Here is a 13346-nt window from a genome sequence, read left to right as displayed (position 1 = left end):
CGTAAAATTAACGCCGCCTACACCCATTATTGATAAGGGTATATCTGCAGTATTAAATACGTTCAGGATTAATGATTATCCGGCGCATCAGCGTCGATAAATTCTGGCGGAACTTTGCACAAGGTATCCAACTGTTCTCCCCCGACGGCCGGCCATAAAAAACCCTGCAGTCCTAAAACACCGGCGCGATCGAGATGATTAAAGTAGGCTTTTTTTTCAATACCGCCAACGATAATACCCTGACACAGTAAATTGATATTTCTCAGCAGCGAATCCATCACCGTATCGGATCCCGGATGTGAAAACAGCCGCCAGTAAAAACGTTTGTCTATTTTTACATAGGTAAATAAACCGTCATACAACGGCGTCAGCGTAGCCTGACCGGAGCCGAAATCATCCAGCCAGAGCGTGAACAATTCGCTGAGCCGGCGGACGGTCGCATTGTTTTTTCCGGCCGACAACTGGGGAAAACTCTCGCTGATTTCAACTACGATAAACGGCTGCCGCCGCAGGCGTTGACACAGTTGATTATCCTGCAACAACAGCGCCGCCAGCGTGGCGTCAATATTAATACTTAATAATACCTGATGCTCAATAAACCAATCCGCATAGGCTTCTATCACCCCGAGTTGCTCATAAAATAACGCGTCTTTCTGCGCTGGCTGCAATAAATTAACGCCAATCTCCGCCGGCATCGCCAGGGCGCCGTCCGGACTATTGAAACGGCTTTGAATTTCTAACGCTAACAGCCGTCCGCTGAGGGTATAGACAGGCTGGAATACATGGCGAATGGTAAAGTCAGTTTCAAATTGGATTTTCATTTTAATGCCGGAATAAAAATGGCGAGCATCTCATCGTATATCAATAATTTTTATCGATCAATCACCGATAGATTAATCGGAAATAACGATGCAAATACCAATAAATAAGTATTAGATTGATAGCTTTAAACTATAAGAAAGTCACGCCCACGACTTAAAAATGAGATAAAACTGAGAGACAAAATAGTTTACAGCCAGCTACCGCACACCTTTTTCACTTAATGCATCGCAGTATGCTAACAATTTGACTTAATTATTTTAATTACGCAGAAACATGAATAAACACCAAGAAAAATCTTATCTTTTATTTTTTCACGCACGCCGATTTGCGTTACATCGGATTCAATATGATTAGACAGCAATTATCGGCGTTATTCCCGGCATTGAACGGCAGAAAAAATGCCTGCCCTCATTTGCCGATATTGAACGGGCAACAGGCGGGGAATACCGGACGGCGACGAAAAATATCCGCTGCCGTCCGCTCAGCGCGACGGTTATTTGATGGTTTCGCTGAGCCAGCGGCACAGTTCCGCCAGCTCCGTCCGCTGGGCCGGATATTCATCAATCAGTTGCCGGCAGCACGCCGCCACCGCATCGCTGCGGTAGGCGCAGCCCACCAGCAGCTCGGCCAGCCGCCGCAGCGCCGCCGGCTGCAGGCTGTCGGTAAAAATCTGCGACCGGCTGATAGCGCCCTGCTCAACGTCAAAAAAGATATCCACCCCGCCCCAGCTGAAACGCTCGTTCAGCAGGTGGCTGAAGGCCGGCGCCTTGCCGAAATTCCACGCCCAGCTGCTCTGTTTGGCAAACTGTTCGGCAAAGTTAGGCAGGTCGGGATACACGTCGGGCGAGATCACCTCCGCCACAGCGCTGCCGCCGTAGTAGGCGAAAAACGCCTGCACGATGGCGTCGCACACCTGCTGGTGGGTGATCGTCGGCAAAAACTCCGCCAGATTGGCCACCCGTGAACGCACTGAGGTAATGCCCTTGGCCTGCAGTTTTTTCTCATCGGGGTTCAGGTAGTCCGCCAGGCGGTTCAGATCGGCATTCAGCAGCAGCGTGCCGTGGTGAAAGCCGCGATCCGGTGTTTCACGGTAGGCGGAACCGGAGATTTTGCGCGTGCCCTCGGCGGTGTCGATCACCAGATCGTTGCGCCCGGAAGCCGTCGCCCGGATGCCCAGCGTCGCCAGCGCCTGCAGGATAATCTGCGTTGACACGCTTTTATCATAGCCCGGCTTGCCGGCCATAAAGGTAAAACAGGTATTGCCCAAATCGTGGAATACCGCCCCGCCGCCGCTGCTGCGGCGCGCCAGCCGGATGCCGTCCTGTTCCATACGGCGGGTGTTGCACTCTTTCCACGGGTTTTGCGATTGGCCTATCACCACCGTTTCCGCATTGCGCCACAGAAACAGGATTTTTTGCGTGCTCATCTCGCGGAAGATGCACTCTTCCACCGCCAGATTGAACCAGGGATCGTAAGAATCGGAAATCAATACGCGCAGGGCTGTCATCACAGTTACCGGTCAGAACATCATGCCGGTATGATAACGGAATACAACATTTTCGCTTACCGAAAAAAGCGGGCGCCTAGATGCGGCGCGCCTGCCAGTACACCTTTTTCCAGTAGACGTTATTCAGCGAGGAGCGGATCACCCCGCGGCTGGTGGAAGCATGGATAAACTGATCGTTGGTGTCATAAATCCCGACGTGCAGGCCGTTTTCCCCGTGGCCGGTTTTGAAGAACACCAGATCGCCCGGCATCAGTTCATCGCGCGAGACTTTACTGCCGAGCGAGGTTTGGTCTTCCGTCGAGCGCGGCAGCTGCATGTCAAAGCGGTCGCGGAAAGTGCGATAGACAAAGCCGGAGCAGTCAACGCCGCCGCGGTCCAGCCCGCCGTAACGGTAAGGCGTGCCGTGCCACTGACGCAGCTGTTCATTCAGCTGCGCCACCACCACGATGGAATCCGCCAGCCGGCCGCTCGGCGGCGGCGCATGGCTGCTGCAGCCGGCCAGCACCAGGCTGAGCAATAAGAACCAGGTACGCATTGTTATCATCCCTTGCTTGCATACGTTGCCGCATCGCCCGCGCGGCGGGAAGTCACGGCGCTATGCGGGTAATTTATCCTCGCCGATGGAAAAAAGGCAAGTTTCAACCGGGATAATTCTGATATGGCGCCAGTTTTTAGCGCTTCCGGGCATCCTGCCGCGCTATCAGCCACACCCCCAGCAGTATCAGCAGCGTACCCAGACTTTTTAACCAACCGGCGGATTCGTTAAACCACGGCAACGCCACCGCCGCCAGATACACCAGCACATAACTGACGCCCAGCAACGGATAGGCGCGGCTCAGCGCCAGGGTGCGCAGCGCCATCAGCCAGCACAGCATCGACAACCCGTAGCCGGCGATGCCGAATGCCACCGCCAGCAGCGCCGGCAGGCTTCCCGCCGCCGGCAGCGCCAGACTATGCAGCGACAGCGGCGGCAACTGCACCATGCCCCACTTCATCAGCAGCTGCGCGGCGCTGACCAGCAGCACGCTGGCGATGCCCCAGATGTAGCCCTTTCTCATAACGGCGCGCTCATCAGCAGGATCCCCACAACGATGGCGACGACGCCGCACCAGTGACGCGGCGCGATCGACTCCTTAAACAGCAGGCGGGACGCCAGCGTCACCAGCACGAAATTGAGGCTGAGCATCGGATAAGCCTGGCTGAGCGGCAGCCGCTGCAATACCGCCAGCCATACCGCCATCCCCGCCGCCAGCAGCGTCAGCGCCAGCCCCAGCCAGCGCAGCAGGTAGCGACGGCGCACCCTGGCAGGTAAGCGCCAGCCGCGCGCCGCCTGTTTCTGACACAGCTGCCCGCCGCAGGTCAGCAGACACGCCAGTAAGACCAGCAGGTAGCCGCTCATGGCTGCTGCTGATACCAGTACAAAACGTAGCGGTTCATGCGCTGCATCTTATCCGGCGGCGGCAGCCGATCGGACAGGCTCTCCCCGCGCGACAGCTGCAGCGCCAGCGCCACGTTGCCCTGCCGGCGCGCCTGCGCCAGCCATGACGCGAACTCGCCCTCGCTGATAAACCGGTCGTGCGCATCCGCATAGCCCAGCCCATACCCCACCTCACCCTGTTCGTTGTACATCAGCACGTCGCCGCGCTTTAACTGCCAGGAGAGGCCGGCGGCCAGCCCCACGCTGTCGCTCAGCACGTAGCGGCTGTGCGCCAGCAGCGTCTGATTGGCGCGGATAAAGTTCTGCGGCTGTTTGGCGTCAATCACCTGCTGCGGAATGGCATAACCGATCAGCAGGCACAGCAGCAGCGGACAGGCTGCCGCCCACGTCCAACGCCGGCCGCCCTCGCCCAGCGACAGCACGGCAAACAGCAGCCAACCGGCAAACGCCGTCGCCCCCAGCGCCAGCTTTATCCCCTCGTGTGGGCCGAACAGCGGCGTGCCCGGCAGCAGACCGCTGCCAAGCAGCAACAGCGCGAGCAGCCCCAGCGCGCCGAACAGACCGTTAAGCAGCGCATTAATCCTGAATACCTGGCTGCGCAGCGCGCTCAGCCGCGCTTCGGCATAGTCCGCGATCAGCAGCGCCAGCGGCGCCATGCAGGGCAGAATATAGGTCGGCAGTTTGCCTTTGGCGATGCTGAAAAACAGCAGCGGCATCAGTACCCAACTGAGCAGGAAGAACAGCTCCGGCCGCGCGGCGCGCTCGCGCCAGCCTTTGAACAACGCCCCCGGCAGCAGCGCCAGCCACGGCAGCACGCCGGCCATCAGCACCGGCAGGTAATACCAGAACGGCGCTTTATGTTGGGCATCATTCTCCGCAAAACGCTGGATATGCTCCACCCAGAAGAAATAGCGCCAGAAGTCCGGCTCGCGCTGAGCGATCGCCAGCGCCCACGGCAGGCTGAGCAATGCCGCCGTGACAATCGCCAGCGGGCCGTAGATCAACAGATCGCGCCAGCGCCGCTGAGTAATGGCGATCGGCAGCACGGCGATCACCGGCACCGCCAACGCCAGAAAGCCTTTGGTCATAAACCCCATGCCGCAGGCCAGACCGAGCAGCGCGTAAGCGCCCAGCCTGCCCCTGACCGAGACGGCCTGCAGGGCCAGGTAATAACTGACCATCGCCGCCGTCATCCATAACGCGATCATCGGGTCGAGCACGCTGTAGGTGCCGATGCTGAACACCAGCACCATCGACAGGAAAATCAGCGCCGCCAGCCCGGCGCGGCGCGCGTTGCGCCACATCAGCATCGCCAGAGCAAACACCAGCAGCGCGCTGACGCCGCTGCAAAATACCGCACCAAAACGCACGGCGAAGTTGCTGTCGCCAAACAGCCACTGACTGATGTTATTGATCCAGTAACCCGCTACCGGCTTTTCAAAATAGCGCAGGCCCAGCAGATGCGGCACGACCCAGTCGCCGCGCTGCAGCATCTCGCGGCTGATCTCCGCATAGCGGGTTTCATCCGGCTGCCACAGCAGGCGGCCGTTGAGCGGCAGCAGATACGCCAGCACAAAAAACAGCGATGCAACGATGGCCCAGGCGTTTTTTAACGACTTCATGCAACGTCCTTCACGTCGGTTTGGCGGCCCAGCCAGCCTTCACGGCCGGGAAAAGGCCCGCGTTCAATATCGCCCGGCGGCAGCGACGACAAATCAGCCGGCAACAGCGCGCTCAGCGGGCAGAATTCAATGCCCTGCTGCTGCGCCCGCTGCAGTAGCTGCTCAAACATCGCCGCCTGCGACATGCCTTCCACTTCGGTGTGGATGGTATAAACCGGCACGCCGGCGTCTTGCGCTATCGCCCGCAGAATATAGTCATTGAAATCCGTCATGCTGACTTCACGACCAATCACTTCATCAAAGGTCGGCAGCGTGACCGGAATCTGCACCGTGCCCAAACTGCCGTCATCAAGCCGCGGCCGGAACGGATGCGTACCGCGGCAGTCGCTGTTGTAGTCAAAAGCAAAACGCTCTTTCACCGCCAGCACGCGCCGATCGGCGCGCCAGCCGGCGACCGCCGAACAACGCACCGGCTGGCCGGCGGCAGCGCTCAGCGCATCGACGCCCAGTTGGATCTGCCGCGCCAGCTGCGCCTCGGACCAGCGCCCGGCGTTGGCCTGCCAGCCCTGATGATCCCAGGCGTGCAGCCCGACCTCATGGCCGGCATCAGCGGTCTGTTTCATCAGCGGCGCCAGCCGGCGCGCAATATGGCGGCCGGGCCAGGCGGTGCCCGCCAGTAAAATATCCCAGCCGTAGAGCGAGGCGGCGTTGGAGCGCAGCATCTTCCACAGAAACTGCGGCCGCAGCAGGCGCCACAGATGGCGCCCCATATTGTCCGGCCCGACGCTAAAGAAGAAGCTGGCGCGGATAGCGTACCTGTCGAACAGCGCCAGTAAGCGCGGCACGCCGTCCCGGGTGCCGCTGAAGGTGTCTACATCCACCCGCAGGCCGACTTTTCTCATGCCTCCTCACTTTCCTGCACGGTGGCGCGCAGGAAGTAGTCCAGCGTCTCGGCAACGGTCTGCTGCATGGCGATGGTCGGCTGCCAGTCCAGAAGGCGACGGGCGTTGCGGATGCTCGGCTTGCGGTGCTCCACATCCTGGTACCCCTGGCCGTAATAGCTGCTGCTCTCGACGTTTTTAAAGCCGGCAAACGGCGGGAAACGGTCGCGCAGCGGGTGGTCGTTAAAGCTGGCCAGCAGCATCTCCGCCAGTTCGCGAATGCTCGCCTCATTGGTAGGGTTGCCGATATTGACGATCTGGCCGTCGCACGCGCCGCCTCGGTTTTCAATAATGCGGTACAGCGCCTCAACCCCGTCGTTGATATCGGTAAAGCAGCGCTTCTGCGCCCCGCCGTCCATCAGTTTGATCGGCGAGCCTTCCACCAGGTTCAGGATCAGCTGGGTGATGGCGCGCGATGAGCCGATGCGCGCGGCGTCCAGGTTGTCCAGCCGTGGCCCCATCCAGTTGAACGGCCGGAACAGCGTGAACTTCAGCCCCTCTTTGGCGCCATAGGCCCAGATCACCCGATCCAGCAGCTGTTTGGATACCGAGTAAATCCAGCGCTGTTTGTTGATCGGCCCGACGATCAGGCGGGAATGATCTTCGTCGAACGCCTGGTCGTCGCACATGCCGTACACTTCCGACGTCGACGGGAAGATAATACGTTTGTTGTACTTCACGCAGTCGCGCACGATCTTCAGGTTTTCTTCAAAATCCAGTTCGAACACCCGCAGCGGGTTGCGGGTGTATTCGATCGGCGTGGCGATCGCCACCAGCGGCAGCACCACGTCGCATTTCTTGATGTGATACTCAATCCACTCGGAATGGATGCTGATATCGCCCTCGACAAAGTGGAAGCGCGGATTATCCAGAAAACGGCTGATGGCGTCGGAGCCGATATCCAGCCCGTAAATTTCATAGCGATCTTCCCGCAGCAGCCGTTCAGTCAGATGGTTGCCGATAAACCCGTTCACGCCCAGGATCAACACGCGGGTGCGGCGCTTCAGCGCCGACTGCGGCTTGGCCAGCAGGCGGACATCGGCCACGATGCCCATCTCCTGCGCCAGCCGGCTGCCCTGCACGTACAGACCGGTCTCATTCTGCCCGGCGATAATTTCCAGCGCGCCTTCGCCGCAGGCCACCACCAGCGGCGAAGCGCTGAGCACCGTGCCCGGCTGTTTGTCATGCGCAATCGCCAGCGGACGCGAGCGCCAGACAATCAGTTTTCGCTGCCCCAGATAGCTGAACGCGCCGGGATAAGGTTCGGTCACCGCCCGCACCAGGTTATGGATGGCGTCGGCGCTGCGGTGCCACTGAATTTCGCCGTCGGCGGCGCTGCGGCGGCCAAAATAGCTGGCCTGGGATTCATCCTGCGGGCTGAAGATTGCGCTGCCGTTTTTCAGCTTCGGCAGCTGTTCTTCCAGCAGCTGCGACGCCGCCGCCAGCACTTTCTTATGCAGCGTCAGCGCGGTGTCATCGCCGGCAATCGCCACGCGCTGTTGGCCGACGATATCGCCGGCGTCCGGCCGTTTAACCATTTTATGCAGCGTAACGCCGGTTTCGCTTTCACCGTTGACCAGCACCCAGTTCACCGGCGCGCGGCCGCGGTAGCGCGGCAGCAACGAACCGTGCAGGTTGAAACCGCCCAGCGGCGCCAGCGACAGCACGTCGTCACTCAGCAGGTTGCGGTAGTAGAACGAAAAAATAATCTCCGGCTGCAGTTCGCGGATGCGTTCGACCCACAGCGGGTGGTTCACGTCTTCCGGCGCGTATACCGGCAGGCCCATGTCGGCCCCCAGACGCGCTACCGAAGAGAAAAACTGGTTTTCACCGGGTTCATCGGTATGGGTAAATACCGCCTGGATGTCGTAACCCGCGTTGCTCAGCGCCTGCAGACCGGCGCAGCCAATATCATGGTAAGCAAATACAATCGCTTTCATCATTCTTCTTCCTGAGTCTCTTGGTCAGGCTGTTTGCCGACCACTTTCTGAACAAAATAACGTGGGCGAGCACGCACATCGGTGTAGATGCGCCCGATATACTCGCCGAGCAGTCCCATGCCGACGAACTGGGCACCAATAAAGCTGAACAGGACGGCAAATAACGTGAATACCCCGCCTTCGGCCCACTCCGGCCCCAATATCAAACGCAGGACGATCAGCAGCAGCGCCAGCACAAATCCGCACAGCGCCACCACGCTGCCGACCACGCTGAGCAGACGCAGCGGCGTGGTGGTCAGACAGGTGATCAGGTCATACATCAGATTGATCAGCTTCATCAGGCTGTACTTGGAGTCGCCGAATTCGCGCTCGGCGTGCCGGACGTCGATTTCAGTGGTGCGGCGGGCAAAGGTGTTCGCCAGAATCGGGATAAAGGTGCTGCGCTCGTGGCAGTGCAGCATCGCCTCGACGATATGGCGCCGATAGGCGCGCAGCATGCAGCCGTAATCGCCCATCGATTTACCGGTGGCGCGTTGGATCATCATATTGATCACTTTGGAGGCGCTTTTACGGAACCAGGAGTCCTGCCGGTTGGCGCGCACGGTGCCCACCACGTCGTACCCCTGCTCCGCGACGCTGACCAGCCGTGGGATCTCTTCCGGCGGGTTTTGCAGGTCGGCGTCCAGCGTGATCACCAGATCGCCGCTCACCTGATTAAAACCGGCCATAATCGCCGAATGCTGGCCGTAGTTGCGGTTCAGCAGCACGGCGATGACATGGCTGCCTGGCCGTTCGGCCGCCGCACTCAGCATATCGGCGGAGTCATCGCTGCTGCCGTCATCCACCAGAATGATTTCATACGCCTGCGTCAGCTGATGACAGGCCGCCATGGTGCGTTCCAGCAGCGCCGGCAGGCTTTCCTGCTCGTTATAGACCGGAATGACGATCGAGACTTTGTTGATCGGTTCAATCTGCGACACGTGACGCCTCCAGTACACTGAACAGCGCACCGACCACGCGGTCGACGTCCGCCTCGCTCATATCCGGGAACAGCGGCAGCGTGCACAGCCGCGCCGAGTTCCATTCGGTATGCGGCAGACTCAGCTGCGGATAACGCTCACGGTAGAATTTTTGCGTATGGGCGGCGCGGAAATGCAGCCCGCTGCCGATGCCCTGCGCCTTCAGACGCTCCATCAGCGTATCGCGGTCGCACCCACAGCGCTCGGCGTCCACCCGTACCATAAACAGGTGCCAGGCGTGATCGTGCGGATAATCCGGCAGCCCCAGCGGCTGGAACGGCGACCCCTGCAGCGCCTGCAGATAGCGTTCGGCCAGCGCCTTGCGGCGTGCGTTCAGCTGCGGCAGACGCGCCAGCTGCACCACGGCGATCGCCGCATGAATGTCGGACAGGTTGTATTTGTAGCCGGGCTCCACCACCTCCGCCTGCGGCGTGCGCCCCTGAGTCTGGCGGTCGAACGCATCCACGCCCAGGCCGTGAAACTTCAGACGCCGTACGCGCTCGGCCAGTTCCGCATCGTCGGTGGCGATCAGTCCGCCTTCGGCGCAGGTCAGGTTTTTTATCGCATGGAAGGAGAAAATCGCCGTGCCGCGCGCGCCGATCCACTCATCCTGATAGCGGGCGCCTACCGCGTGTGCGGCGTCTTCAATCAGCGGCAGCCGGTGACGGCGGGCAACGTCGCGCAGCGCATCCAGAGGCAGTGGCGCGCCGGCATAATGCACCGGAATAATGGCTTTGGTGCGGGAGGTTATCGCGGCTTCCACATCGGCAGCGCTGACCATCAGCGTCTCGCGGTCAACGTCAATCATGACCGGCGTCGCGCCCAGTAACTCGATCATATTAAGGGTGGACACCCAGGTTTGCGACGGAGTAATCACCTCGTCGCCCAGGCCGATACCCAGCGCCATTAACGTAATATGCATGCCTGCCGTAGCTGAACTGACCGCCACCGCGTGCCGGCAGCCAAAGGTGCGGCAAAAGTCCGCTTCCAGCTGCTGGTTTTGCGGCCCGGTAGTGATCCAACCGGATGTCAGCACCTTGCCTACCGCCGCAATTTCTTCATCGCCAATTGCCGGGCGAGAGAAAGGCAAGAATTGATCCATAGTAAACCTCAAAGATTGCGAACGTGATTTCAATTACAATGTAAGGCGCTTTTATTTAACGGATAGTAAACGCCGGAGAAAGTCGTTCCCGGTTGTTCCATGGTCAATGTACGGCGGCAAGCTTAACTAAACCTTAAGATGAAATTCATTTTCTGCAGAAGTTTTGACGGCGGAATCGCCGTGAGGAATAGAATAAATCCACCAAAAAGCAATAAGTTATAATTATTAACAATTATCTCTTAAAATAAGTGAACTTATATTAAGCCTAGCACTTGAAGTGTGTTTTTCAAGGGAGCGGTCGAATTTAACTCAAATATATCAGCACGAGATGCCGGTATTTAGCCGGCTATTTTATGAAGTTTGTTTATATTCCGTTTACTTATCCTGCGCGTATAAAACGCTTAGGCGGTGGTAGTCATAATCCAGCGCTGATTGCCCGTCGACTGCATATGAAAATCCACCTCATAAATCTGTGACAACAGAGCCGGCTCCATCACCTCATGGGTTACGCCCTGCCTGACCACCTGCCCGGCCTGCAGCAGCCAGACGCGATCTGCCTGCTGTAACGTATGGTTGAGGTCGTGCGCGCACACCAGCGCGCTGCGCCCGCTGTGGCAGAACTCATGCAACAGGCGATCCAGCGCCACTTTTTGCGCCACGTCGAGCGCGCTGGTCGGTTCATCCAGCAATAACAGCCGGCTGTGCGGATTAATGCTGGGCCATACCTGCAGCAGCGCCGCCGCCAGCCGCACCCGCTGCCACTCGCCGCCGGAAAGCTGCTGCAACATGCGCGACAGCTTATCGGTCAGCTTCAGACTCTGACACAGGTAAAGCATGGCGTTTTCCACCGCCTGCGCCGCTGCGCCCACCGGCTGGTGCAGAGCCAGGTACTGGAATACCGGCATCAGCGCCGCCGGCGGCTGTTGCTGGCTCAGATAGGCACGCCGCCGTGCCAGCTCACCGGCCTGATAGTCGTCCAGCGGCCGCCCGTCCAGCGCGATCGTTCCGTCCCCCGGCAACAGCCCCGCCAGGCGCGCCAGCAGGCTGCTCTTGCCGGCACCGTTCGGGCCGATCAGATGCACCTGCAGCCCTGCCGCGATCTGCGCGCTAAACGGGGCCAGGCGCCCCGTAACCCCGACCTGGCTAAGCTGCAGCATCGTCTCCATATCCCTTAACGGCTCAGCGCCTGCTCCACCGCCGCCGTCAGCAGCGGATCTTCCGGCGTCATATCCGGGGCAAAGCGCTGGATCACCTGGCCGTCACGGCCAATCAGGAACTTTTCGAAGTTCCACAGGATATCGCCGGGCTGTTTCGGCCCCTGATCCTTACTGATGCGTCGCGCCATAAATTCGCTGCCCTGCGGCGCCAGCGCAGCAGGCTGCGCGGCGATCAGCGCCTGATACAGCGGGTGACGGTTGGCGCCGTTCACCTCGATCTTGCTAAACAGCGGGAACTGCACGCCAAAATTGGTGCGGCAAAATGCCTGAATCTGCTCATTGCTGCCCGGCTCCTGCGCCAGGAACTGATTGCACGGGAAGCCCAGCACCGTCAGCCCCTGCTGACGATACGTTTCATACAGTTTTTCCAGACCTGCATACTGTTTGGTCAACCCGCATTCTGAAGCCACATTGACCACCAGCAGCACATCGCCCTGATACGCCTGCAGCGTGGTCTGGCGGTTGTCGATCGTGGTCAGCGGAATGTCATAAATAGCCTGTGTCATCATCGTTATCCTGTCAGTTTGAGAGTCGTCATCGGTAAAAGTCCGGCGCCTGCGCCGGATGCCTGCCACAGCCAGCTTACGCCTTCACCCGGGTCAGTAGCCAGATAAACAGCGGCGCGCCGAGGGTGGCGGTTACCACGCCGATCGGCAGCTCCGCCGACAGCAGCGTGATACGCGCCACCACATCGGCGGCCAACAGCACGCCGGCGCCGGCCAGCGCGCAGCCGGGCAGCAGGTAACGCTGATCGGTCAGGCCGCTCAGCCGCAGCATATGCGGGATCACCAGACCGACAAAGCCGATCACCCCCGCCAGCGCCACGCTGACGCCCACTAACCAGCCGACGGCCAATACCAGCAGGTTGCGCCACAGGTGCAGCGGCAGGCCCAGCTGACGCGCCTGAGTTTCCCCCAGCGTCATCAGGTTGAGCGCCTTACCCTGCCGGCACAGCCACAGCACCACCGGCAACAGCGCCACAATCAGCCATTTTTGCCGCCAGTCGACGCCGCCAAAACCGCCCATCATCCAGTACATCAGCTGGCGCAGATCCAGGCTGGAGCTGAAATAGACCGCCCAGGTCATAACGGCGCTGCAGACGATGCCCAAAGCCACCCCCACCAGCAGCAGGCGCGTATTGGTCAGACGTCGCCGGCGGGCAAACCCGAGCAGTAACAAGGTCATCGCCAGCGCGCCGATAATCGCGCTGAGGCTCATCCACGCCACCGGCAGCAGCCCGTGGCTCAGCAGAATCGTCAGCACCAGGGCCACGCCGGCACCGTTGGCGACGCCCAGCAGCCCCGGTTCCGCCAGCGGATTTTCAAACAGCGCCTGCATTACCGCACCGGCCACCGCCAGGCTGGCGCCTACCAGCATCACCGCCAGCGCGCGCGGCAGACGCAACTGCCAGACAAACAGCCGGCCGGCGTCGCCAAACCACTGGTTCGGCCACAGCCAAAGATCGCCGGCGCTCAGGCTGAACACCAGCGCCACCGCCACGCCCAATGCCAACAGTGACAGATAGCGCTTATCGCGCCGGCGCTGGTTTTTCAGTAAAAGCGTGAAGGTCTGGCTGGTTGGCATAAACGCGGCAATTCCCTGTGGGCCGAAGAAGCCGGCCGGATCGTTAACATCTGTAGTTAAATATTAGGGGGTTAACGACGTCAGGGAAAGCCTTTGTCGCATCGCGGAGGGGAAAATGGCAGCCAGCTCGCCCTGCCGTTCAAAGGGCGAGCAC

General features: G+C 59.9%; 13 protein-coding genes. All 13 read right to left on the bottom strand.

Annotated features, from left to right (window positions below; genetic code table 11):
• Nucleotides 1-68: 68 nt before the first annotated feature.
• The 13 genes from TAN611_RS10510 to btuC all read right to left on the bottom strand — a co-directional run bounded on the left by TAN611_RS10510 (nucleotide 69) and on the right by btuC (nucleotide 13192).
• Nucleotides 69-821, bottom strand: a complete 753-nt coding sequence (locus TAN611_RS10510) for an EAL domain-containing protein (protein WP_203067671.1) — start codon at nucleotides 819-821, stop codon at nucleotides 69-71.
• A gap of 494 nt (nucleotides 822-1315) precedes the next feature.
• Nucleotides 1316-2329, bottom strand: coding sequence for a lipoate--protein ligase A (locus tag TAN611_RS10505; protein WP_203067670.1), 1014 nt, complete (start codon nucleotides 2327-2329; stop codon nucleotides 1316-1318).
• Nucleotides 2330-2405: 76 nt separating this feature from the next.
• On the bottom strand, nucleotides 2406-2864 hold the full coding sequence (locus tag TAN611_RS10500) for an NlpC/P60 family protein (RefSeq protein WP_105230875.1): 459 nt from the start codon (nucleotides 2862-2864) through the stop codon (nucleotides 2406-2408).
• A 136-nt stretch (nucleotides 2865-3000) separates the two neighbouring features.
• On the bottom strand, nucleotides 3001-3387 hold the full coding sequence (gene arnF, locus TAN611_RS10495; protein ID WP_111737197.1) for a 4-amino-4-deoxy-L-arabinose-phosphoundecaprenol flippase subunit ArnF: 387 nt from the start codon (nucleotides 3385-3387) through the stop codon (nucleotides 3001-3003).
• Nucleotides 3384-3728 (bottom strand): 4-amino-4-deoxy-L-arabinose-phosphoundecaprenol flippase subunit ArnE, encoded by a 345-nt coding sequence (gene arnE / locus TAN611_RS10490; RefSeq protein WP_160031262.1) that lies wholly within the window; start codon nucleotides 3726-3728, stop codon nucleotides 3384-3386. The genes arnF and arnE overlap by 4 nt, the downstream gene beginning before the upstream one ends.
• Entirely contained in the window at nucleotides 3725-5389 is a 1665-nt protein-coding gene (gene arnT / locus TAN611_RS10485; RefSeq protein ID WP_203067669.1) for a lipid IV(A) 4-amino-4-deoxy-L-arabinosyltransferase, read from the bottom strand. Before arnT ends, arnE begins: the two co-directional genes overlap by 4 nt.
• Nucleotides 5386-6291 carry a 4-deoxy-4-formamido-L-arabinose-phosphoundecaprenol deformylase gene (arnD, locus tag TAN611_RS10480; RefSeq protein WP_203067668.1) on the bottom strand — a complete coding sequence of 302 codons (906 nt, stop codon included), beginning with the start codon at nucleotides 6289-6291 and terminating at the stop codon, nucleotides 5386-5388. The genes arnT and arnD overlap by 4 nt, the downstream gene beginning before the upstream one ends.
• Nucleotides 6288-8270, bottom strand: a complete 1983-nt coding sequence (gene arnA, locus TAN611_RS10475; protein WP_203067776.1) for a bifunctional UDP-4-amino-4-deoxy-L-arabinose formyltransferase/UDP-glucuronic acid oxidase ArnA — start codon at nucleotides 8268-8270, stop codon at nucleotides 6288-6290. The genes arnD and arnA overlap by 4 nt, the downstream gene beginning before the upstream one ends.
• Nucleotides 8270-9250, bottom strand: a complete 981-nt coding sequence (gene arnC / locus TAN611_RS10470) for an undecaprenyl-phosphate 4-deoxy-4-formamido-L-arabinose transferase (RefSeq protein WP_105230870.1) — start codon at nucleotides 9248-9250, stop codon at nucleotides 8270-8272. The genes arnA and arnC overlap by 1 nt, the downstream gene beginning before the upstream one ends.
• A complete protein-coding gene (arnB, locus tag TAN611_RS10465; protein ID WP_105230869.1) occupies nucleotides 9237-10391 on the bottom strand; it encodes a UDP-4-amino-4-deoxy-L-arabinose aminotransferase in 1155 nt (384 codons plus the stop codon). The genes arnC and arnB overlap by 14 nt, the downstream gene beginning before the upstream one ends.
• 401 nt (nucleotides 10392-10792) lie before the next feature.
• Complete coding sequence (gene btuD, locus TAN611_RS10460; protein WP_203067667.1) at nucleotides 10793-11548, bottom strand: vitamin B12 ABC transporter ATP-binding protein BtuD; 756 nt, start codon at nucleotides 11546-11548, stop codon at nucleotides 10793-10795.
• A gap of 14 nt (nucleotides 11549-11562) precedes the next feature.
• The gene (locus TAN611_RS10455; RefSeq protein ID WP_111737200.1) at nucleotides 11563-12114 is read right to left on the bottom strand and encodes a glutathione peroxidase; all 552 of its coding nucleotides are present in this window, start codon (nucleotides 12112-12114) and stop codon (nucleotides 11563-11565) included.
• A 76-nt stretch (nucleotides 12115-12190) separates the two neighbouring features.
• Nucleotides 12191-13192 carry a vitamin B12 ABC transporter permease BtuC gene (gene btuC, locus TAN611_RS10450; RefSeq protein WP_105230867.1) on the bottom strand — a complete coding sequence of 334 codons (1002 nt, stop codon included), beginning with the start codon at nucleotides 13190-13192 and terminating at the stop codon, nucleotides 12191-12193.
• Between the last annotated feature and the right edge of the window lie 154 nt (nucleotides 13193-13346).

It is taken from the genome of Serratia sp. Tan611, from assembly GCF_905188235.1.
In the GTDB taxonomy this organism is placed as follows: Bacteria; Pseudomonadota; Gammaproteobacteria; order Enterobacterales; family Enterobacteriaceae; genus Serratia_B; species Serratia_B rhizosphaerae.
This window is presented reverse-complemented; position numbering and strand designations above follow the sequence as displayed.